This is a genomic window from Sphingomonas sp. HF-S4, from assembly GCF_032911445.1.
Classification (GTDB): domain Bacteria; phylum Pseudomonadota; class Alphaproteobacteria; order Sphingomonadales; family Sphingomonadaceae; genus Sphingomonas; species Sphingomonas agrestis.
Window position 1 is genome coordinate 25,466 of the sequence record NZ_JAWJEJ010000002.1, and the last position, 21,605, is coordinate 47,070.

The window sequence follows — 21,605 nt, forward strand, 5'->3', positions numbered from 1 at the left end:
GATCAGACCGGCATGCTCATGATGTCCTTGTATGCGGACAAGAGTTTGTTGCGGACTTGCAGCGTCGCCTCGAAGCCGACCGACGCCTGCTGGCGGGCGAGCATCACCTTGGCGATGTCGATGGTCTCGCCGCGCTCATATGCCTCGGACAGCGCGCCGGCCTGGGCCTGGGCCTGGTTGACCGACTTGAACGCGTCCTGGAAGGTATCGGTGAAGCTGGCCGGCTTGGCCTCGGCAGGCGCGGTCGGCGTCGGCGCCTGTTGCGCGCGGCCGAGCGCGGCGTTGCGCTCGAGGATCTGCGAGCGCAGCGCCATCACGCGGTCTACGCTCATCGGCCCCGTAACGCCGCTCATGCCGAGATCGCCCGGGCGATGTCGTCACCCTGCTCGCGTGCCTTGGCGAGGCGATAGCGCAAGGTGCGCTCCGAGATGCCGAGGCGCTTCGCCGTCTCGATCCGGCTGCCGTTGCATTCGGCGAGCACGTCACGGATCGCCTGAAACTCGTGCATCTGGACGATGTTGCTTAGCGTCTCGGGGCGATCCTGGACGCGCGTCTCGGGGCGGCGATCGAAGATCAGGTGCGCGGGCTCGATCGTGTCGCCCGGCGCGAGCAGCAGTGCGCGCTGGATGACGTTTTCGAGCTCGCGGACATTGCCGGGCCAGTCGTGATCGGTGAGGATCTCGAGCGCCTCGGGCATGATCCACGGCAGGGTCGAACGGGCGCCCGCGTGCCGGAGCACCATCGCCGCGGCCAGCGCGGGAATGTCGCCCGGTCGCTCGGCGAGCGCCTTGGTGGCGAGCGGGAAGACGGCGAGACGGTAATAGAGATCGGCGCGGAATCGGCCGGCAAGGACTTCGCCGTGCAGGTCACGATTGGCGCAGGCGATGACGCGGACGTCGATCTTCTCGGGGATCGTGCCGCCGATCGGGACGACTTCGCGCTCCTGGAGCGCACGCAGCAGCTTGGCCTGGAGGCCGAGCGGCATCTCGGCGATCTCGTCGAGCAGCAGCGTGCCGCCGTTCGCGGCGCGGAAAAAGCCCTGCCCGCCCGAGGACGCGCCGGTGAAGCTGCCCTTGTGGTGGCCAAACAGCATCGCCTCGAGCATCGTCTCGGGCAGCGCGGCGCAGTTGATCGCCACGAAAGGCCCGTCGCGGCGCGTGGAGCCCATGTGGATCGCCTTGGCGAGTACTTCCTTGCCGGTGCCGGTGGGACCGTTGATCAGCACGGTGATGTCGGAGGCGGCGACGCGCTCGGCCAGGGCCAGCAGCGCCAGGCTCTCGGGATCGGCGGCGACCGGCTCGTAGGGACCGCGCGCCATCGCGCTGGCGAACCCCGCGCCGATCGCGGAATCTTCGCTGCCATAGGTCAGCCGCGCGGGATTGCCGTCGCGGAACGGGATCGCTGCACGATCGCCTTCGCCCAGGACCAGCGTGCGCGCCGGTGCCGGGGGCACTTCGCCGTCGGCGACCAGGAACAGATCCTGCGCGCCGGGCTTGCCGTCTTCGCACGACGCGATCGCGAAACCCTGCGCGCGCAGCGCCGAGACCGTCGCGTATTTCTGCCGAAGAACTGCTGCCGATGGAACGATCGAGCGCATTGGCTAACCCCCTGTTATCCACAGTTTGGGGCTAAGGTGGTTAACGCACCGTAAAACTACGGTATCGGCCGCTTCTGCGGTCCCCGGGCGTCTACGCGCACGCACGTAAGCCGAAATTTTTCGCTTAAGCCCGCCGCGGCGCGGCCGTTCCCTGCTTTGGCGGCTCCGGGCTCCCGGTTCAGGGGGGACGCGGGAAGCCGACGAGCATGGAGATTAACATGACTGTTATCGGAACCAACATCGCGTCGCTCCGCGCGGCGAATGCGTCGAACTCGGCGAACAAGCTGCTCGGCACCGCAATGGAGCGCCTGTCGACCGGCAAGCGCATCAACAACGCGAAGGACGACGCCGCCGGCCTCGCCATCGCCTCGACGATGACCGCGTCGATCCGCGGCATGAACCAGGCGATCCGCAACGCAAACGACGGCATCTCGCTGGCGCAGACCGCCGACGGCGCGCTCGACGAAGTGAGCAACATGCTCCAGCGCATCCGCGAGCTGGCGGTCCAGTCGGCCTCGGGCACCTACAGCTCGACCGACCGCGCCAACCTCGACAAGGAAGCCGGCGCGCTGACCACGCAGATCCAGTCGATCCTCAAGGATACCAAGTTCAACGGCGTCGCCGTGTTCGACTATGCGTCGACCGACACCGCCAGCGACGACGTCAACATCCAGGTCGGCATCAACAGCACCGACACCGTCGCGCTGACCAAGGCATTCTTCAACAGCACCAGCTATGAAGCCGCCGACTTCAAGGTCGACAGCGTCGCCAATGCCGGCACCACGCTGACCAACGCCGACACCGCGCTGACCTCGGTCAACACCGCCCGCGCCACGCTCGGCGCGTCGCAGAGCCGGCTCGAATCGGTGGTCAACAACCTGACCACCAACGTCACCAACCTTTCCGACGCCCGCAGCCGCATCGAGGACGCCGATTTCTCGGCCGAGACGACCGCGCTCGCCAAGGCGCAGATTCTGTCTCAGGCTTCGACGGCGATGCTCGCCCAGGCGAACCAGAGCCAGCAGACGGTTCTTTCGCTGCTCCGTTAAGCGCGTGTCCGGTCGGGGTGTCACCCCCCTGACAGGCACCGCGGCCGGTCACCCCTCCCTTGCCGGAGGGGGCGCAAGGGGAGCCCCGGTGGTCCATGTGACCACCGGGGTTTTCGCTTATTCGGGCCGGCGCCAGATCCAGGTGCCGCCGATCAAGGCTGCGGCGATGGGGATCAGCGACCAGGGCAAAGGCGAGAAGACCAGCGCGAGCACGATGCTCACGGCGAAGGCGACCAGCGCGGCACGCTTGCCCTTGCGGCTGATCGCGCCGCGCTCGCGCCACCGCACGATATGCTGGCCGAAGACGCGATGCTCGAGCAGCCGCCGCTCGAGCGATGGGCTGCTCCGTGCGAAGCAGAAAGCGGCAAGGATCACGAAGGGGACGGTGGGCAGCAGCGGCAGCACCACCCCGAACCCCGCCAGGACCAGCGAGGCGAAGCCGGCGATGAGATAAAGGGTCCGGCGCACCTGCGCGACATATCATGCTTCCCGCCCAATGCCCGTGAAAATCGCGCGGCCTCCGTGTGTTGTTCGGATACAACAGCTCGAAATTTTTCATTGCTGGTCGTTTACAAAATGTTTCTGAGCGAGCTAAGCGGACACATTGGCACGCGGGGGGTCCGTGTGTGCCTTAGCCGATCCGCCGAAAGCGCGGACGTTCAGGGAGCCAGTTTCCAATGCGATCTCAATATCTTCCGACCGCAGCCATGCTGCGGCGCGGAGCAGCGCCGTTCGCCCTCGCGCTGGGCCTTCTCGCCGCCCCTGCCTTCGCGCAGACCGAGACGCAGACCACCGCCCCGCAGGACGCCACCACTGCCGAGGCCGGGCAGGACGACACGATCGTCGTCACCGGCTCGCTGTTCAGCCGCACCGATACCGAAACCCCGTCGCCCGTCACCGTGCTGACCTCGGATTCGCTCGCCAAGGCGGGTATCTCCACGGTCGCCGACGCAGTGCGCTCGATCTCGGCCGACAGCGCCGGTTCGATCGGCGTCGGCTTCCAGAGCGGCTTCTCGGCGGGCGGCTCGGCCGTGTCGCTACGCGGCCTCGGCGTCTCGTCGACGCTCGTGCTCGTCGATGGCCTGCGCTCGACCAACTTCCCGATCAGCGACGACGGCCACAACGCCTATGTCGACCTGAACTCGATCCCCTTCAGCCTGATCGACCGCGTCGAAGTCCTCAAGGACGGCGCGTCGTCGACCTACGGCGCCGATGCGATCGGCGGCGTGGTCAACCTGATCCTCAAGAAGCAGTTCGTCGGCATCGCCGGCACGGTCGAGGGTGGCGTCTCCGAAAAGGGCGATGCCGGCCGCCAGCGCGCCAATTTGACCGTCGGCTACGGCGACTATGACACCCAGGGCTGGAACGTCTATCTCAACGGCGAATATCAGCGCGACGGCCGCGTCAGCGCGCATAGCCGCGGCTTCCCGTACAACAACCGCGACCTCACTTCGATCGGCGGCAACGACAACAACGCGGCAGACAATTCGCTGACCACCGCAACGCCGAACGCCGTCGTCGTGCGCACCACCCAGAGCAACCTCAACAATCCGCTGTCGGGCGGCGCCACGCTGTTCCCGAGCGGCCTCCAGGCGAATGGCAGCCCCTACAGCAACTACACGACGCTGAACCCGAACTGCAATTTCGGATCGTACACCGTGACGACCGGCGGCGCGCGGGGCACGGGCTGCCGGCACAATCTGGAAGACGAATATTTCCAGCTCGCGCCGCTGCAGCGCAAATGGTCGGTCAACGGCCGCATCAGCGTCCGCCTGTCCGATGACATCGAGGCCTATGTCACCGGCAGCTACTCGAACAGCTTTGTCAGCATCCTCAACGCGCCGCGCGCGCTCCGCAACACGCAGCCTTATGGCGGCGCGCCGGCGCTCGCGTCGAGCAACCCGGGCATCGTCCTGCCGGTGTGGATCTGCCCGTCGGGCGTCAACTGCGCCACGCCCGGCACGCCCGGCCGCACGCTGAACCCCAACAATCCGTATGCCACTGCAGCCGGTGGTGCCGATCCGGCCAACAACGCCGCACGCATCTACTACACGTTCGGCGATATCGTGGCGGGCAGCGATCGCACCAACGAAGTCTATCGCGTCGCGACCGGGCTGCATGGCAGCTTCGGCGAGGACTGGAGCTGGAAGATCGACGGCGTCTATGCCCGCGACAATCTGGAGATCGTCCAGCGCGGCTATCTCAACATCGCCAACACGCTCAACGCGATCAACACCGGCGCCTACAACTTCGTCAATCCGTCGGCGAACTCGCAGGCGGTGCGCGACTTCATTGCGCCGGACAAGATCACGCCGTCCTTCTCCGAAATGTACTCGCTCGATGCGTCGATCGCCAAGAAGCTGCTCGACCTGCCCGGCGGGCCGCTCATGTTCGCGATCGGCGGCCAGGTGCGCCACGAGGAGCTGGAGAACAACAACCAGAACGCCGCGCTGGACACCTACAGCCTGACCACGTCGTCGGCGTTCGGCAAGCACACCGTCGCGGCGGGCTATTTCGAGCTCCAGGCGCCGGTGCTCGACATCCTCGAAGTCAATGCGTCGGGCCGCTACGATCATTATTCGGAGGGCTATGGCCGCTTCTCGCCCAAGATCGGCGCGAAGTTCACCCCGATCCAGCAGCTGGCGATCCGCGGCACCTATTCGCAGGGCTTCCGCGCACCGACCTTCGCCGAATCGGGTCCCCGCTCGCAATATGCCGGCTTCGTGACGACCACCCCGCCTGCCAATTTCCAGGCGGCGCACGGCGGCACTACCAATCCGTATAGCCTGGCCTATTCGGTCGGCCGCGGCTTCGTCGGCAATCCGGACCTCAAGCCGGAAACTTCGCGCAGCTTCACTGCCGGCGCGATCTTCGAGCCGTTCAAGTGGCTGAGCCTGACGGTCGACTATTACAATGTGAAGAAGTCGAACCTGATCGCAAATGGACCCGATGCGGGCCGCGCGATCACTGCATATTACACGCAGAGCAATCTGGCCGCCGCGACGGCCGCGGTGGCAGCGGTCGGCCCAGGCTATTCGGTCAACACGATCGACGCCGTCGATCCGCTGTTCCCGAACGCATTGCCGCGCCTGCTGATCATCAACGCACCGTTCGTGAACGTGAACAATGACCTGACGACGGGTCTGGACTTCTCGGCGACGCTTCGTGCGCCGCTGAGCGACGGCGTGCGCCTGACCAGCCGCGTCGAGGCGACCCATGTCATGCTGTACAACCGTCATACCGCGTCGGGCGTCCAGCGCTTCGCGGGTACGATGGGGCCGTATGATCTCTCGTCGGGCAACGGCACGCCGAGCTGGCGCGGCAATTGGCAGACGACGCTCGAGACCGACGACTTCTCGCTGAGCGCCACCGCCTATTATGTCGGCAAGATCAAGGCAGTCGCAACCGACCAGGGCAACTTGTCGACCGATTGCTCGGCATCGCTGTACAAGGCGCCGAACGACGGCCCGGGCTTTACCAAGTTCTGCTACGTCGACGACTTCGTCACGGTCGACCTCAACGGGACGATCAAGGTCAACGACGACTTCACGTTCTTCATGAACGTCGGCAACCTGCTGGGCGCCCGCGCACCGATCGCGCCGGCGTCGTATGCCAGCTCGCCCAACTTCCTGACCACCTGGCACTATGCCGGGCTGATCGGGCGGTCGTTCAAGGCGGGCGCGTCGTTCAAGTTCTAAGAGCTGAGCGTCGATATCCCTCGCGCTTCAGGACGGCGGTCTCCCTCGGGAGGCCGCCGTTTTGCTGTCGGTCGCACCCTCCGTTCGAACGGGGTAGAGATTAACCCAAGCGGCGCTGGAGTGCGCGCTTGAGCCGGGCATGCGCAGAAGCCTTGATCTGGCAGACCCGCGCGGCGCCGACGCCGAGCACCTGGCCGATTTCCTCGAGGTTGAGTTCCTCGACATAGTAAAGTTGGATCACCTGCGCCTCGCGCTCGGGCAGTTCGCCGATCGCCGCGACCAGTGCCTCGCGCTGGTCCCCTGCGGCCAGCTGGTCGAACGCATTGGGCTCCTCGGACATGAACCACGGGCTCTCGTCGGAATACATGTCGTCGATCGAATCGAAGCGCACTGCCTCGGCGCTGGCATATTCGGCGCGGAGCTTGTCGATCGTGACGCCCAGCTTCTCGGCGACTTGTGCGTCGGTCGGCGCTTGGCCGAGTTCGGTTGCCAGCAAAGATATTGTCTCCTGATAGGCCTTCCGCCGTCGCATCGCCCCACGCGTGAGCGTCGCCTGGCGCCGGAGCTCGTCGATCATCGCGCCGCGCACCCGAGTGACGAGATATTGCTCAAAGGTCACCTGGCCGCGATCCTCGAAGCTTGCCACCGCCTCGATCAGCGCGACCATGCCGATCTGGATCAGATCCTCGACCTCGACGATCGAGCTCATCGATCCGTGGACGTGCCACGCGATGCGGCGGACCAGCGGCAGATGCTTTCGGACCATCGCCTGGGCATCGCGTTGCGGGGAAGGCGCCCGCTCATAGGTGAGCGGGCTGGGAGCCAAGGATGCCATGTCTTTCAGGTTCCTGGGAGAATAGGCGTTCATGCGGGCAGCGCCTCCGGTGCACCGATCACCGCGACGACTTCGACGGCCTTGTCCTCGGGGACTTCGAAGAAGCTCATCACGGGCGTGTCGGGAAGGATGGACTTGACCAGCTTGCGGATCGCGACGCGGATCGCCGGCTGGACGACGAGCGCGAAGGGCTTGGCCTCGGCGATCAGCGGGCCGGCGGCGTGCTGGAGCGCGTCGGCGATGCGACGACCGAGATCGGGCTCGATCGTGTGGCGGCGCGACGGGTCGGAGCGGACTGCCTGGCCGAGCAGCGCCTCGAGTTGGCCTTCCAATGTCATCACGCGCAGCGGCTCGCGAACCCCGCATAGCCGCTGGATGATCAGCGGGCCAAGATCGGGGCGGATCAGTTCGAGGATCTCCTCGGCATCGAGCGTCTTCTGCGCGGCGACCGCGATGGCGGCGGCGATCCGGCGGAATTCCTTGAGCGGGACATTCTCGAGCAGCAGCCCGCGCAGCACGGTGGTGAGCGTCGTCAGCGGCACCGGCTGCGGACAGAGCGAAGCGACCAACGAGGCGGCGCGTTCCTTCAATCCGTCGAGCAGCGACTGGACTTCGTCGGGGCCGAGCAGGTCGGCGGCGTTCTGGATCAGCACCTGGTTGAGGTGCGTCGCGACGACGGTGCCCGGATCGACGACGAGATAGCCTGCGCCGGTCGCGGCGTCGGCGTCACCGGCGTTGATCCACACCGCGTCTAGCCCGAAGGTCGGGTCGCGCACCGGCTTGCCGTGGAGCTTGCCGACCGCCTGACCCGTGTCGAGCGCGAGCATCTCGTCGGGCGCGACACTGTCCTCACCGACGACGACGCCGCCGATGACGATGCGATAGGTGAACGGCGCCAGGTTGATATCGTCGCGGACGCGGACTTGCGGCACGACGAAGCCGAGATCCTTGGAGAGCTGGCGCCGCACGCCGGTGATCCGCCCCATCAGCGGGCCGCCGCGGCGCTCGTCGACCAGCGGCACCAGGCCATAGCCGATGTCGAGCATCACCTGCATGTTGTCGGTGACTTCGTCCCAGCCGATCTTCGAGAGATCGACAGGCTCGGGCATCGGCTCGGGCGGCGGCGGGCGGTTGGCGATCTTCCTGAGCTTCCACGCGGCAAAGCCGGCGCCGGCGGCGGCGGGCAGGATCACCAGATGCGGCATGCCGGGCATCACGCCGAGCAGGCCGAGGATTACTGCGACCGGCGTCCAGGTCTTGTGGCTGCCGAACTGGCTGCCGATCTGGCCGGCGAGATCATGCTTCGACGTGACGCGCGTGACGATCGCGGCGGCGGCGATCGAGAGCACCAGCGCCGGCAGCTGCGCGACCAGCGCGTCGCCGATCGCGAGCATGATATAGGCCTGGGCGGCGGCGCCCACGGTCATCTGGTGGCTGACCACGCCGAGGATCAGGCCGCCGACGATATTGATCGCGAGGATCAGCAGGCCGGCGACCGCATCGCCCTTCACGAACTTGGACGAGCCGTCCATCGAGCCGTAGAAATCGGCTTCGGTCGATACTTCGACGCGGCGCGCACGCGCTTCGTCGGGGGTGATCAGTCCCGCGTTCAAGTCGGCGTCGATCGCCATCTGCTTGCCGGGAAGGGCATCGAGAGTGAAGCGCGCCGACACTTCGGAGACGCGGCCCGCACCCTTGGTGACGACGATCATGTTGATGATCATCAGCACCGCGAACACGACAATGCCGACGACATAGTCGCCGCCGATCAGGAACGTGCCGAACGCCTCGATGACATGGCCCGCCGCCGCGCCGCCCTCATGCCCGTTGACCAGCACGACGCGCGTCGAGGCGACGTTGAGGCCAAGGCGGAACAGCGTGGCGAACAGCAGCACCGTCGGGAAAGCGGAGAAATCGAGCGGCTTCTGCGCATTGAGCGCCACCATCAGCACCGCGAGGCTGATCATGATGTTCATGATGAAGAACACGTCGAGCAGGAAGGCCGGGATCGGCACGACCAGCAACGCGACGAGCAACAGGATCGCGCCGGGCAACGAGAAGCCGCGCATCGCCGGGCCGAAGCCCGCAGGCAGGGTCAGACCGTTCACGAGCATCAGGCCCCCAGCTTCGCGAGCATGAGGTAAGCGAGCTTCGCCGTCTCGGGCGTCGGTCGGTATGCGGCGCGGGCAAAGGCATCGCCGCCGCGCGGGCCGTTGAGTTGGGCGAGCGTCGTCTCGATCCAGTGCCGGTCGCCGCCCGCGGCGCCGTTGCCGAGCACGACTTCGCCGCCGTCGAGATCGGCGCCGAACGCGTCGAGCCCGGTGGAAAGATCCTCGAACGCGTCCGATGCGCGGCCGGTGGCACCGCCTGCCGCCGCACCCTGGTCGAGCTTGCCGGAAAAGCGTTCGTAGATCTCGCTCAGCGAGCGCGGCTGGCCGTTGCTTGCATAGAAGACGCCGCGATTGGCGCGCGCGGCGGCGGGGAACAGCGCCGCGCCGGTGCGGTTGGGATTGCTCTCCATCGCGCCGAGGAACTTGGCGGCGCCGCCCTGGCCGAGGAAGTGCGCCATGTAGAGATCGGTGCCCGTGGCGGGACGATCGAGCCGCTGCTCTAGCGCAGCCTTGTTGTCCGAAGCATGCTCGGCCGCCATCAGCGCGGCGGTATTGGGATCGCTGCGCATGTCGAGGATCGCGCGCCGGGTGGCCGGATCGCTGACGACATAGCGGCCGCTCGATGTCTGCCGAATCGAGTCCGCCGCCCAGCCGAGGCCGTGCTCGGCGCCGTGATCCTTCATCACCCCGAGCCAGCTCTGCTCGATGAACTGGTACAGCCCGGTGGCGCTCGACGTGGTGGCGCGCGCGTTGGCGCGCAGGCCGCTTTCGACCTGCGCTTGCCCGAGCAGATAGTTGAAGTCGATTCCGGTCTTGCGGCTCGCAGCGGCGATCGCCGTCTGGATGCCTGCTTTTGAATTGACCGATACGATGCTCATCGAGCGTTGATCCGATTGCCCTAGGTGAGTGCGGGATCAGCAAGGAGCGTGCCAGTCAGCCCTCAGGCGAGGGCATAGCCTCCGGGGCGGTAGGCCGGGGCCGCATCGCCGGAAAGAAGTTGCAGGCGGCGGCGAACATTTGCCGCCATCAAATTGACGTAGATCCGGCAGGTCTCGTTGAGGCGATGCGCTTCGGCGGCGAGTTCCTTGATCTCGGGCGAGGGAGCCTCGCCGTCGTAGAGCGCGACGGTGTCGATTCCCGATAGCTTGGCCTGGGTCGCCGCCTCGAGCGCCGACACGTCGTTGGCCTTCAGCGCCGCGATTTCGGCGTGAAGCGATTCGATAACGGAGATCAGCGCGTCACGCCGGGTCATTGGGGCTCCATTCGAGCTTGAGCGCGAGCAGCCGGTCGGCGATCGTCGAAGGGTAGATCGGAAAGCGGCCGTCCTCGATCGCCTTGCGGATCTTGGCGACGCGCTCGGCATCGACCGGTGGCTTGGCGGCCATCTCGCCGGTCAGCGCAGTCGCTCCCGACTGGACCGCCTGCACGGTGCTCGCGACGGGTTTGGCCACTTCTACCGGTGCGGCGGGAGCGACAGGCGCAATGCGACGGTCCGCGACCGCGCCTGCCTTGTTGCCGATGGGATCCACCATTGCTGCTTCCTCTAGGAAACTAATCCTGCAGCGATAGGAACGACCGCGCGTCGACGCGCTTTAGAAAATAATTGCGCCTTTATTTCAGGGCAGCCGCGCAAGGCCGGATTCGACGGCCACCGCCTGGATCGGCGCCTTCTTCTCGTCGACCTTCACCAGCAGCCGTGCGCCGGCGACGGCATCGCCCATCGCGATGCCTTCGCGGGTGATCGAGAAGCCGGCGGCACCCGCCGCGACGGTGATCGGATCGCCGCGGCGGATCACCGGCAGCGCCTTCACCGACACGGCCGGCGCCTGTGCGGCGACCGGCGCGGGCTTGGGCTGGGGCACGGCGTCGACCGGAACGAAGATGCGCCACGCGGGCGCCATGCAGCGGACGACCACCGCATCCTTGGTCTCGCTGCGCCATTCGAGCTGGGGGGCGGCGCAGGCCTGGAGCTTGAGGCGCTTATCGACCGGCGCACGCGCGCCGCCCTGCTCGCCCAGCGCCTTGCCGGTGAACTGCGTGACGATCGCGTCGAGTATCGCGGTCGACTGGAATTCGGGCGCCGCGGCGGCGAGGGCCAAAGACAGCAGCATCTAGAGTCTCCTTGAAACAGGCGGGCGGCAAGGCCGCGTTGCCGGGCGGCAAGTCATTGCCGGCCGCCGTCGTACCCGAGTGAAAGCACCGCGCGGCGCTGGCCGCGGGCAGTGGCGATGGTGACGCGCCCAGGCGCGATTGCGCCGGCGCTGACGAGTGCGGCGGCGACCGCGCGGGCGCGGTCGGCGGCGAGGATCGGGCCGCTGCCGGTGATCGGATCGACATCGGCGGCGCTGCCGTCGACTTCGCCGATGATGCGCAGGCGCGTGCGCGGATCGGTAGCGGCGGTGCGCGCCCAGCCGAGCGCGGCAGCGGTATCGGGGAGTTGCGCAGACCCGGGCGCGAAGCCGCCGACCGCGGCGAGATCGACCGGCATCGCCGGGGCGTTCTCCTGCACGCCGAAGCCGGCGCGGAAGCCCGCGGCGAGCGTATCGGGATCGACCTGGTTGGCCTGCAGCAGCACGAAGAAGCCGACCAGCAGCAGCGCTAGATCGGCGAGCGTGGTCAGCCAGATCGGCCGCGTCGGAAGATCCTCGTCGAGCGTCATGCGGCAAGCTCGCGCGCGCCGAGGCGCGGCTGGAAGATGGCGAGTTCGGCGAGTGGCGCGGCGAGCCGGGCGCGCTCCTGCGCCTCGTGCCGCGCGTTGCGCTTGAGCCGTGCGGCGACCGGGGTGGCGACCAGGCACGCGACGATCGCGCCGTAGAGCGTAGTGAGCAGCGCCACCGCCATCGCCGCGCCGATCGTCTTGGGATCGCGCATCGCAGTGAACATCTGGACGAGGCCGATCAGCGTGCCGATCATCCCCATCGCCGGGGCGATATCGGCGATGCCGGTCCACATCTCGGCGGCGGCGCGGTGGCGTTCGAAGCGCGCGAGCCGACGCTGGTCGATCAGTGCCGAAACCTGCTCGGGGGCGGCGCCGTCGACGATGGCGGCGACCGCTGCGGCAAGATCGGGGTCGGCGATCACCGAGCGATCAAGCGCGATCATCCCGTGGCGCTTCGCGATCCGGCCAAAGGCGCCGACCTGATCGAGGAGGGGTTCGACCGCGAAGCGGCGGCGGCCTAACGTGCGCAACGCGGCCACTGCACGGCCGAGATCGCCGAGCGGCGTCCGGAGCACCACGGCGACCAGCGTGCCGCCCAGCACGATGGCTAGCGCAATGGGATCGAGGAAGGGCGCAAAGTTCATGCGCTCATATCTGCAAGCGTTGGGCCAATTCAGCGCATTGCCGTCATCCTGGGGGAAGCCGGGTCTCATGCGAGGGAGCATGGAAATAGCCACATGCGTTCCCGGGCTCGCCGGGATGACGTGGTGGAACGCATACGGCAGCCGGTTGCCGCCCGACCGGCAAGATGTTGCCGCCTGTTCCGCGCGTAGAACGAAATCGGCGCTCTCGCACCTTCTCGCGCAAATTGGCACGGCCATTGCATCGACACGCCCGAACTTTTGTGCGGGAGACGTGCAATGCCCAACGACAGCCTCTTCGGCGTACACGGCGCAGCGCTTACCGTGCGCTCGCAGCGCATGGGCGTGCTCGCGTCGAACATCGCCAACGCCTCGACTCCGGGCTACAAGGCGCGGGACGTGGACTTCCAGGCCGCGCTCGCTTCGATCGAGGCGCCCGGCGGATCGATCGATGCCGCAATGGACGCCGCCACGCTCTACCGCGTGCCGCTCCAGCCGAGCCAGGACGGCAACACCGTCGAGCTCGCCACCGAACAGACCGCCTTCGCCGAGAATGCCGTCGCCTATCAGACGACGCTGTCGTTCCTGAACGGCCGCATCGGCACGATCACGCGCGCGCTGAAGGGAGAATAACCATGGGCAACCAGCCGCTCTCGATCTTCCAGGTCTCCGGCCGCGCGATGTCTGCGCAGCTGCTGCGGATGAACACCACCGCATCGAACCTGGCGAATGCCGGCACCGTCGCGTCGAGTGCCGAAGCCGCATACCGCACGATCAAGCCGGTGTTTCGCACCGCCTTCGACGAGGCTTCGGGCATGTCGACCGTCGATGTCGAGCAGATCGTCACCGCCGGTTCGGAGCCGACCAAGCGCTACGATCCCGGCAACCCGATGGCCGACGCCGACGGCAATATCTGGGAGAGCGCAGTCGATGAGAGCCGCGAGCTCGTCGACATGCTCGAATCGTCGCGCACCTATCAGAACAATGTCGAGGTTCTGCAGACTGCCAAGCAGCTGATCGTCGACACCCTCAAGCTGGGCCGCTGAGCATGGATTTCGACAGCACACTCCAGACGCTGGGCGTCAACCGCTACGGCAGTTCGAGCGCGGCGTCGGGCACCAAGACCGACACGTCGAACCTCGGCAAGACCGAGATGGACCAGTCGGACTTTCTCGAGCTGATGACGGCGCAGCTCAAGAACCAGGATCCGTTCGAGCCGGTCGACAACACCCAGATGGTCGCGCAGATGGCCCAATTCTCGTCGCTCTCGGGCATCACCGAGATGAGCACGACGCTGAAGGCGATCGCCGCCAAGCTGGGCAACACCTCATTGGGCGACGCGCTCGGCTATGTCGGCAAGACCGTGCTGACCGAAGGCTCGACTGCCTATCCGCGCGAGAGTGGCGGGATCGCCGGCGCGGTGGCGATCGCCAAGGACGCCACCGACGTCAACGTCACGATCAGCGACGCCGACGGCAAGCCCTTGAAGACGATCGCGCTCGGCAAGCAGGCCGCGGGCGCGGTCGCATTCGACTGGGACGGCAAGACCGAGAGCGGCGAGGATGCCGGCAAGGGTCCCTTCACCGTCAAGGTCGCCGCGCTCAACGGCGGCGCCAGGATCGACGCCGCACCGCTCGTCTGGGCGCCGGTCACCACCGTTTCGCTGGGCGCCGACGGCAAGCCCGCCCTCACCCTTCCTGGCATCGGCCAGATCCCCCTCGACGCCGTCTGGCAAGTCGGCTGACCCCCAAGGAGTATCGTACATGTCCTTCTTCACTTCTTTGAGCGGGCTCCAGGCTGCCCAGACCGAAATGTCGACGATCTCGCACAACCTTGCGAACGTCTCGACCAACGGCTTCAAGCGCTCGACCACGCAGTTCGCCGACGTGATCGCATCGACTTCCAACTCGAACCCGACCCAGATGGTCGGTTCGGGCACGGTGGTGAAATCGGTACGCCAGCAGTTCAGCCAGGGCGGCTTCACCCAGTCTTCCTCGGCGCTCGACGTCGCGATTTCGGGCGAAGGCTTCTTCATCGTCAAGGGCAGCGACGCGGCCAACAACGTGTCGTTCACGCGCAACGGCAGCTTCCTGGTCGATTCGGATCGCTATGTCGTCGATGCGCAGGGCAACAAGCTGCAGGTCTATCCGGTCGACGGCTCGGGCGCGGTGGTCGCGACCGGCATCGCCTCGACCGTAAGCCTGCGTCTGCCGCAGATCAGCGGCAAGCCCGAGGCAACCGAGAATGTCAGCCTGTCGCTCAACCTCAACGCCAATTCGGTGATCCCGTCGGAGAATGACCGCTGGAACGACGTGCCCTACGCGTTCGACCGGTTCGATCCCCAGACCTACAACCATTCGGCGCAGACCACGATCTACGATGCCAACGGCAATGCGCTGACGCTGACCACCTATTTCGTCCGCGAGACGACGCCGACCACCGCCGAGCCGAACAGCAACTGGACCGCCTATTCGTTCGTCGGCGACAAGCAGCTCAATTCGGGCAGCGATCCCGAGGAGATTCAGCCGATCTCGATGACCTTCGATGCGACCGGCAAGCTCACCGCGCCGAGCGGTCCGACGACGTTCCAGGGCTTCCTCGCGCCCGGTGCGACCTCCGAGCAGATGATCACGCTCGATTTCGGCAACGCCACCACCCAGGTCTATTCGCCGTTCAGCATCGACGCGAGCACGCAGGACGGATCGCCCGTCGGCCAGCTGGAAGGCGTGACGATCGGCGACGACGGCACGGTGCGCGCCAGCTTCTCGAACGGCGACAGCCAGGCGCTGGGCAAGGTGGTGCTCGCCAGCTTCTCCAACCCGACCGGGCTGCGCCAGCTGGGCAGCAGCACCTGGTCGGCATCGGGTCTCTCGGGCGAGCCGCGGCTCGGCGAGCCGGGCTCGAACGGTTTCGGCGGGCTGATGGCCGGCGCGGTCGAGCGCTCGAACGTCGACATCACCGAGGAACTGGTCGGGCTGATCGCGGCGCAGCGCAACTTCCAGGCGAACGCCAAGGCGCTCGATACCGCGAGCCAGATCTCGCAAACCATCTTCAACATCCGCAGCTGAGCTAGACCATGGACCGTCTCGTCTACACAGCCATGTCGGGATTGCGCAGCCAGATGGCGGCGCAGGCGACGATCGCGAACAACATCGCGAACGCATCCACGACCGGCTTCCGCGCCGAGCGGATCAGCTTCGACCGGCTCGTGCTGCAGGGCGAGGGGCTCCAGACGCGCCAGTTCGCCGCGGAGGAAGTCAGCGACTTCGACCGGCGTGCCGGCACGATCGTCCAGACCGCGCGGCCGCTCGACGTGGCGATGACGACCGACTCCTGGATCGCGGTGCAGGCCGCGGACGGCAGCGAGGCCTATACGAGGCGCGGCGATTTGTCCGTCGCGCCCTCGGGCGTGCTGGAAACCGGCGACGGTTTCCCGGTGATGGGGTCGGGGGGCCCCATCACCGTGCCGCCCCACCAGTCGATCGCGATCGCCGACGACGGCACGGTCTCGATCGTACCGCTGGGCGGCGATCCGACCCAGCCGCAGGTGATCGACAAGATCCGGCTGGCGAGCCCGGAAGGCAGCCAGACGGTCAAGGGCCTCGACAATCTGCTTCATGTGAAGGGCGGCGGCGTGCTGCCCGAGGATCTCGACGCCAAGCTGCGCGCCGGCGCGCTCGAGCAATCGAACGTCAACCTTACCCAGGCGCTGGTCGACATGATCGACAACCAGCGCAGCTACGAAGTGCAGGCGGGCCTGCTCAAGGAAGCCAAGACCATGGACGAGAGCGCCGCATCGCTGATGCGCCTCCCGGCCTGACGAAAGGATTTAGACGATGGGTTCATCGGCAATGCACATCGCGCGGACCGGGCTCGACGCCCAGGACATGCGCATGCGGGTCATCTCGAACAACCTCGCCAACGTCAACACGACGGCGTTCAAGCGCGACCGCGCCTCGTTCCAGACGCTCGCCTACCAGACGGTGACCGCGCCGGGCGCGCAGAGCACCGCGGAGACCAAGTACGCGACCGGGCTCAATCTGGGCACCGGCGTGCGCATCCAGGGCACCGCGCGGATCGAGACGCAGGGCAGCTTCCAGAACACCGGCGGGTCGCTCGATCTCGCGCTGGAAGGCGAGGGCTATTTCCAGGTGCAGCTGCCCGGCGGCCAGCTCGGCTATACCCGGGCGGGCAATTTCTCGCGCTCGGCCGAGGGCATGATGGTGACGAGCGACGGCTATCAGGTGATGCCCGGGATCACGATCCCCGAGGGCACCACCGGGATCACGATCGGCGCCGACGGCACCGTTTCGGCGCAGATCGCCGGCCAGACCGAAAGCGCACAGCTCGGCCAGATCCAGGTCGCGACCTTCCCCAATGCGGGCGGGCTGCAGGCGACCGGCGACAATTTCCTGATCGAGACCACCGCGAGCGGCGCGGCGAGCCTGGGCGCGCCCAACGAGGCGGGCCGGGCGAAGATCCGCCAGGGCGCGCTCGAGGCTTCGAACGTCAATGTCGTCGAGGAGCTGGTCGACATGATCGAGACGCAGCGCGCGTACGAGGTCAATTCGAAGATGATCTCGGCGACCGACGAGATGCTCAAATATGTCAACCAGAACATCTGAGGCGGCTGCGATGAAGTTCCTCACCGGCCTTGCCACCGGCGCGCTCGCCGTCGCCGCGCTCGCTTTCTCCGCGCAGCCCGCAAAGGCGCAGTTCCTGGGTATCGGCAAGAAGAAGGCGAAGGAGGATTTCTCCGCCACGCTTTCCGCGCCCGTGCCCGCCGCGGCGCCGGCGAACGGCAGCATCTTCCAGACGAACGACGGCTATGCCGCGCTCTACGAGGGACTGCGCGCCCGCCGCGTCGGCGATCCGCTGACGATCGTGCTGGTCGAGCGGACCAGCGCGTCCAAGTCGGCGGGCACCAAGCTCGACAGCGGCGGCGGCTTCTCGCTCACGCCGCCGACCACCGGCGCGCTCAACCTGTTCAACCAGAGCGACGCCAGCGTCAGCGGCAAGCGCAACTTCACCGGAACCGGCAGCGCCGACCAGGCCAATGCGCTGTCCGGCGAAGTCAGCGTCACCGTGGCCGCGGTCTATCCCAACGGCACGATGCTGGTGCAGGGCCAGAAGCGCGTCACGCTCAACCGCGGCGACGAGTTCATCCAGATCAAGGGGATCGTGCGCACTGCCGATATCGACGCGAACAACCGCGTCGCCAGCACGCGCGTGGCCGATGCCCGCATCGCCTATACCGGCAAGGGCGACGTCGCCCGCGCCAGCCGCCAGGGCTGGCTGAGCCGGTTCTTCCAGATCCTCAGCCCCTTCTGAGCGGAGCCCGTTTCATGATCCGATTCCTCCTCACGCTTGCCGCCGCCACGCTGGCCATCGCGCCCGCGCAGGCGCAGCGCGTCAAGGATCTGGGCGGGTTCCAGGGGATCCGCACCAACCAGCTCACCGGATACGGCATGGTTGTCGGCCTGCCCGGCACCGGCGACGACAATCTCGAATATACCGTCCAGTCGATGAAGGGCGTCGCCTCGCGTTTCGGCCTCCAGCTGCCGCCGGGCGTGAGCCCCGCGCTCAAGAACGCCGCGGTGGTGATGATCACCGCCGAGCTGCCGCCCTTCGCCAAGCCGGGGCAGAAGCTCGACATCACCGTATCGTCGATGGGCAAGTCCAAGTCGCTGCGCGGGGGCACGCTGATCCTCACTCCGCTCCAGGGCGCCGACGGGCAGATCTATGCGATGGCGCAGGGCAACCTTGCGGTCGGCGGGCTCGGTGCCGAAGGCAAGGACGGATCGCAGATCGTGGTCAACACGCCCTCGTCCGGGCGCATCCCCGAAGGCGCGACCGTCGAGCGAACGGTGGATACCGGCTTCGACCGCGCGCCGTTCCTGACCTTCAACCTCGCCCGCGCCGACTTCACCACCGCGCAGCGTGTGCAGGACGCGATCAACATCCGCTTCGGCACCGGCCGGGCCCGGGCGATCGACGGCGTTTCGATCGCGGTGCAGGCCCCCGCGGGCGCCGATGTCCGTGCCGAACTCATGTCCGAGATCGAGAACCTCACCGTCGAGGCCGCCGAGGCGCGCGCGCGCGTCATCGTCAACGCACGCACGGGGACCGTGGTGATCAATTCGGCGGTGCGCGTCAGCCCCGCCGCGGTAACGCATGGTAAACTGACCGTTCGTATTGATGAACAACAGCAAGCGAGCCAGCCGCTCCCGTTCAGCAAGGGCGAGACCGTGATGGAACAGAACAGCACCCTCGACGTCCAGGAGGAGAAGAAGCCGATGTTCCTGATCGAGCCCGGACCCAAGCTCGCCGACGTCGTCAAGGCCGTCAACGCGATCGGCGCGTCGCCGGCAGACCTCGTCGCGATCCTCGAGGCATTGAAGGAAGCCGGCGCGCTCAAGGCCGAGCTGGTCGTCCTGTGAGCATACAGCCGACCATCGCGGGCGCCGGTGCCGGCGGCGGCGTGTCGACCGACACGTCGCGGCTGGCGTCGAAGGACAATCTCGATGCCGCGGGCAAGCGCTTCGAGGCGATCTTCACCGGCATGATGCTCAAGTCGATGCGTTCGGCAAAGCTCGGCGACGGGCTGTTCGACAGCAAGGCGACGCAGCAGTTCCGCGACATGCAGGACCAGCAGCTCGCCAGCGCGATGGCCAGCCACGCGCCGATGGGGATCGGCAAGGCGATGACCGAATTCCTCGCCAAATCCGCCGCGCTGGATCCCGCGACGCCGGCCGAAGGGACGACGCCATGAGCGACATGCTCTCGATCGGTCTGTCGAGCCTCAAGGCGTATCAGACCGCGCTGACCACCGTCTCCGAGAACATCGCGAGCGCCGGCACTGCCGGCTATTCGCGCAGGACGACAGACATTCGCGAAGTCGTCGCGCCCGCCGGGATCACCACCGGCACCGCGCAGGGCATGGGCGTGGTCGCGAGCGGGCTGACGCGCGCCGCCGACGTGTACAAGACCGCCGCGGTACGCATCGCCACCGCCGACCTCGCCAAGACCGAGGCCGGGGCGACCTGGCTCCAGCGCGTCGAGGAATCGCTGACCGGCAACAAGCTGGGCAGCCAGCTGACCACCTTCTTCAATTCGGCCAAGGCCGTCGCGGCGGATCCCGCGTCGATGGCGCCGCGCGCCGCGATGATCGAAGCCGCGTCGAGCATCGCCTCCGCCTTCGCCGCGACCGGCACCGCGTTGGACGGCGCCCTCGCCGATCTCGACAAGAGCGCCGAGGCGGGCACGGGCCAGCTCAACGCGCTCGCCAAGGCGCTCGGCAGAGTCAATGCCGGGCTCGGGCGCCAGCAGAACGGAACCAGCGGCCAGGCGGCGTTGCTCGACGAGCGCGACCGGCTGCTCGAATCGATGAGCGCGATCGCCGACGTCTCGGTGATGACCGATCCCGCGGGGCGCGCCGTGGTACGCGTGGGCGGGGTTGCCGGGCCGGTGCTCGTCCAGGGCGAGAATGCCGGCGCGATCACCTACAAGCGCAGCGACGAGGGGCTCGTCGCCTACACGCTGCAGTTTCAGGGCGAGGGCACGCCGGTGTTTCCGAGCGGCGGCGCATTGGCGGGTTTCGCCGAGGGCGCCGAGCGGCTTTCCGCGGCGCTCGCCGAAGTCAGCACGCTCGCCACCGCCTTCGCCGAGGGCATCAACGCGGTCCAGGCCGCGGGCGACGACCTGAACGGCAATCCGGGCGCGCCGATGTTCGAAGCGGGAGATCCGGCCTACAAGCTCAAGCTGGTGCTCAATGATCCGCGCGGGATCGCCGCGGCAGCGACCGGCGCGGGGATCCGCGACAATGCCAACCTCGCCGGGCTGGAAGCGCTGCGCAGCAGCGGCCGCTTCGAAGACACGATCGCCAGCGTCACCTCCGCCAACGCCGCGGCGCTTTCGGCCCGGAAATCGGTCGCCGGGGCGCAGACCGCGATGCGCGACTCCGCGATCGCCGAGCGCACCGCCGCCACCGGCGTCAATGTCGACGAGGAAGCCGTCGACCTTATCCGTTTCCAGCAGGCGTACCAGGCGTCGAGCCGCGTGATCCAGATCGCGCGCGAGACGCTCAATTCCATCCTCGAGATCCGCTGAGGCAGCCATGCGCGTCGCAACTTCGCAGCTCTATAACCGTCCGGCGTCACTGATGACGCGGCTGACCGCCGACGCCGATCGGATCCAGACCCAGATCGCGACCGGCACCAAGCTGCTCGCGCCGTCGGACGATGCCGGCGCATATCTGCGGCTCCAGGGCATCAGCCGGCAGAACGCCAACGACGGCGCCTACGCCGCCAATATCGGCATGGCGCAGGGCCTGCTCGCCCAGACCGACACCACACTGGAGAGCGTCGAGGCGCAGATCACCCGCGCGCTCGAGCTCGCCACGCAGGCGGCCAACGGCACGATGTCCGACACCAATCGCGCGGCGATCGGCAAGGAGCTCGAATCGATTCGCGACACGCTGTTCGCGCTGGCCAACACAAAGGACGTGCGCGGCCAGCCGCTGTTCGGCGGCGCGACCGGCGATGTCGCCTATGTCCGCAACGCCGATGGCTCGATCGGCTTTGCGGGGGGCCCCAACGAGCCTTCGCCGATCCCGATCGGAGAGGGCGTGACCATCCAGGGCACTGTCACCGGCACGCGCGCCTTCGCCAGCGGCGGCAGCGACGTGTTCGCGGTGCTCGCCAATTTCGCGGCGGCGCTGGGCAATGGCGGTGACGCCAAGGCGGCAGCCGATACGGCGCTCGGCGGGCTCAAGAGCGGGCTGGAGAGCGTTACGCTGGCCCGTGCCTCGGCGGGTGCGCGCTCGGCGCGGCTTGAACTCGATACCGAGCGGCTGACCGCCGCGGGCGAGGCGCGCGAGGATGTGCGCTCGGCGCTGGAGGATACCGACGTCACCACGGCGGTCACCGAGCTGCAGAAGACGCTGACGATCCTCCAGGCGACGCAGGCGAGCTTCTCCAAGCTCTCGAGCCTGTCGCTGTTCGATTATCTCTGAGG

The 21,605-nt window shown here is 67.3% G+C and carries 24 protein-coding genes; 13 read left to right on the forward strand and 11 right to left on the reverse strand.

Going from position 1 to position 21,605, the window contains the following annotated elements:
- Positions 1 to 2: 2 nt before the first annotated feature.
- Together fliE and RZN05_RS15920 are read right to left on the reverse strand one after the other, a co-directional pair.
- Positions 3 to 353 carry a flagellar hook-basal body complex protein FliE gene (fliE, locus tag RZN05_RS15915; RefSeq protein ID WP_317227668.1) on the reverse strand — a complete coding sequence of 117 codons (351 nt, stop codon included), beginning with the start codon at positions 351 to 353 and terminating at the stop codon, positions 3 to 5.
- Complete coding sequence (locus RZN05_RS15920) at positions 350 to 1,597, reverse strand: sigma-54 interaction domain-containing protein (protein WP_317227669.1); 1,248 nt, start codon at positions 1,595 to 1,597, stop codon at positions 350 to 352. Before RZN05_RS15920 ends, fliE begins: the two co-directional genes overlap by 4 nt.
- Before the next feature lie 218 nt (positions 1,598 to 1,815).
- On the opposite strand from RZN05_RS15920, the gene RZN05_RS15925 reads away from it, so the two are divergent.
- Positions 1,816 to 2,646 carry a flagellin N-terminal helical domain-containing protein gene (locus RZN05_RS15925; RefSeq protein ID WP_317227670.1) on the forward strand — a complete coding sequence of 277 codons (831 nt, stop codon included), beginning with the start codon at positions 1,816 to 1,818 and terminating at the stop codon, positions 2,644 to 2,646.
- A gap of 117 nt (positions 2,647 to 2,763) precedes the next feature.
- On the opposite strand, the gene RZN05_RS15930 is transcribed toward RZN05_RS15925, so the two are convergent.
- Positions 2,764 to 3,114, reverse strand: coding sequence for a YbaN family protein (locus RZN05_RS15930; RefSeq protein ID WP_317227671.1), 351 nt, complete (start codon positions 3,112 to 3,114; stop codon positions 2,764 to 2,766).
- A 239-nt stretch (positions 3,115 to 3,353) separates the two neighbouring features.
- On the opposite strand from RZN05_RS15930, the gene RZN05_RS15935 reads away from it, so the two are divergent.
- Positions 3,354 to 6,344 (forward strand): TonB-dependent receptor domain-containing protein, encoded by a 2,991-nt coding sequence (locus RZN05_RS15935; RefSeq protein WP_317227672.1) that lies wholly within the window; start codon positions 3,354 to 3,356, stop codon positions 6,342 to 6,344.
- Positions 6,345 to 6,444: 100 nt separating this feature from the next.
- Here the strand turns inward: RZN05_RS15935 and RZN05_RS15940 are convergent, their stop codons facing one another.
- The 8 genes from RZN05_RS15940 to RZN05_RS15975 all read right to left on the reverse strand — a co-directional run bounded on the left by RZN05_RS15940 (position 6,445) and on the right by RZN05_RS15975 (position 12,593).
- Positions 6,445 to 7,179, reverse strand: a complete 735-nt coding sequence (locus RZN05_RS15940) for a sigma-70 family RNA polymerase sigma factor (RefSeq protein WP_317227673.1) — start codon at positions 7,177 to 7,179, stop codon at positions 6,445 to 6,447.
- A 29-nt stretch (positions 7,180 to 7,208) separates the two neighbouring features.
- A complete protein-coding gene (gene flhA, locus RZN05_RS15945) occupies positions 7,209 to 9,293 on the reverse strand; it encodes a flagellar biosynthesis protein FlhA (RefSeq protein WP_317227674.1) in 2,085 nt (694 codons plus the stop codon).
- Complete coding sequence (locus RZN05_RS15950; RefSeq protein ID WP_317227675.1) at positions 9,293 to 10,168, reverse strand: lytic transglycosylase domain-containing protein; 876 nt, start codon at positions 10,166 to 10,168, stop codon at positions 9,293 to 9,295. Before RZN05_RS15950 ends, flhA begins: the two co-directional genes overlap by 1 nt.
- 62 nt (positions 10,169 to 10,230) lie before the next feature.
- Positions 10,231 to 10,542: a flagellar protein FlgN gene (locus RZN05_RS15955; RefSeq protein WP_317227676.1), complete on the reverse strand. Its 312-nt coding sequence runs from the start codon at positions 10,540 to 10,542 to the stop codon at positions 10,231 to 10,233.
- Positions 10,529 to 10,822, reverse strand: coding sequence for a flagellar biosynthesis anti-sigma factor FlgM (flgM, locus tag RZN05_RS15960; RefSeq protein WP_317227677.1), 294 nt, complete (start codon positions 10,820 to 10,822; stop codon positions 10,529 to 10,531). The genes RZN05_RS15955 and flgM overlap by 14 nt, the downstream gene beginning before the upstream one ends.
- Before the next feature lie 84 nt (positions 10,823 to 10,906).
- Positions 10,907 to 11,401 (reverse strand): flagella basal body P-ring formation protein FlgA, encoded by a 495-nt coding sequence (locus tag RZN05_RS15965; RefSeq protein WP_317227678.1) that lies wholly within the window; start codon positions 11,399 to 11,401, stop codon positions 10,907 to 10,909.
- A gap of 53 nt (positions 11,402 to 11,454) precedes the next feature.
- On the reverse strand, positions 11,455 to 11,949 hold the full coding sequence (locus tag RZN05_RS15970) for a flagellar motor protein MotB (protein ID WP_317227679.1): 495 nt from the start codon (positions 11,947 to 11,949) through the stop codon (positions 11,455 to 11,457).
- Positions 11,946 to 12,593 carry a motility protein A gene (locus RZN05_RS15975; protein ID WP_317227680.1) on the reverse strand — a complete coding sequence of 216 codons (648 nt, stop codon included), beginning with the start codon at positions 12,591 to 12,593 and terminating at the stop codon, positions 11,946 to 11,948. Before RZN05_RS15975 ends, RZN05_RS15970 begins: the two co-directional genes overlap by 4 nt.
- Positions 12,594 to 12,869: 276 nt before the next feature.
- On the opposite strand from RZN05_RS15975, the gene flgB reads away from it, so the two are divergent.
- The 11 genes from flgB to flgL are packed head-to-tail and all read left to right on the forward strand — an operon-like array spanning position 12,870 to position 21,603.
- A complete protein-coding gene (gene flgB / locus RZN05_RS15980) occupies positions 12,870 to 13,223 on the forward strand; it encodes a flagellar basal body rod protein FlgB (protein ID WP_317227681.1) in 354 nt (117 codons plus the stop codon).
- 2 nt (positions 13,224 to 13,225) lie between these two features.
- Positions 13,226 to 13,636, forward strand: coding sequence for a flagellar basal body rod protein FlgC (gene flgC, locus RZN05_RS15985; protein ID WP_317227682.1), 411 nt, complete (start codon positions 13,226 to 13,228; stop codon positions 13,634 to 13,636).
- Positions 13,637 to 13,638: 2 nt separating this feature from the next.
- A complete protein-coding gene (locus RZN05_RS15990) occupies positions 13,639 to 14,334 on the forward strand; it encodes a flagellar hook assembly protein FlgD (RefSeq protein ID WP_317227683.1) in 696 nt (231 codons plus the stop codon).
- Positions 14,335 to 14,353: 19 nt separating this feature from the next.
- A complete protein-coding gene (locus RZN05_RS15995; protein WP_317227684.1) occupies positions 14,354 to 15,658 on the forward strand; it encodes a flagellar hook protein FlgE in 1,305 nt (434 codons plus the stop codon).
- 8 nt (positions 15,659 to 15,666) lie between these two features.
- Positions 15,667 to 16,410, forward strand: a complete 744-nt coding sequence (locus tag RZN05_RS16000; protein ID WP_317227685.1) for a flagellar basal body rod protein FlgF — start codon at positions 15,667 to 15,669, stop codon at positions 16,408 to 16,410.
- Positions 16,411 to 16,426: 16 nt separating this feature from the next.
- Positions 16,427 to 17,215 (forward strand): flagellar basal-body rod protein FlgG, encoded by a 789-nt coding sequence (flgG, locus tag RZN05_RS16005; protein ID WP_317227686.1) that lies wholly within the window; start codon positions 16,427 to 16,429, stop codon positions 17,213 to 17,215.
- Between the two features lie 10 nt (positions 17,216 to 17,225).
- Positions 17,226 to 17,921, forward strand: a complete 696-nt coding sequence (locus tag RZN05_RS16010; protein ID WP_317227687.1) for a flagellar basal body L-ring protein FlgH — start codon at positions 17,226 to 17,228, stop codon at positions 17,919 to 17,921.
- A gap of 14 nt (positions 17,922 to 17,935) precedes the next feature.
- A complete protein-coding gene (locus RZN05_RS16015) occupies positions 17,936 to 19,030 on the forward strand; it encodes a flagellar basal body P-ring protein FlgI (RefSeq protein WP_317227688.1) in 1,095 nt (364 codons plus the stop codon).
- A complete protein-coding gene (locus RZN05_RS16020; protein ID WP_317227689.1) occupies positions 19,027 to 19,362 on the forward strand; it encodes a rod-binding protein in 336 nt (111 codons plus the stop codon). The genes RZN05_RS16015 and RZN05_RS16020 overlap by 4 nt, the downstream gene beginning before the upstream one ends.
- Positions 19,359 to 20,699, forward strand: coding sequence for a flagellar hook-associated protein FlgK (gene flgK, locus RZN05_RS16025; protein WP_317227690.1), 1,341 nt, complete (start codon positions 19,359 to 19,361; stop codon positions 20,697 to 20,699). The genes RZN05_RS16020 and flgK overlap by 4 nt, the downstream gene beginning before the upstream one ends.
- Positions 20,700 to 20,706: 7 nt before the next feature.
- Entirely contained in the window at positions 20,707 to 21,603 is an 897-nt protein-coding gene (flgL, locus tag RZN05_RS16030; RefSeq protein WP_317227691.1) for a flagellar hook-associated protein FlgL, read from the forward strand.
- Positions 21,604 to 21,605: the final 2 nt, after the last annotated feature.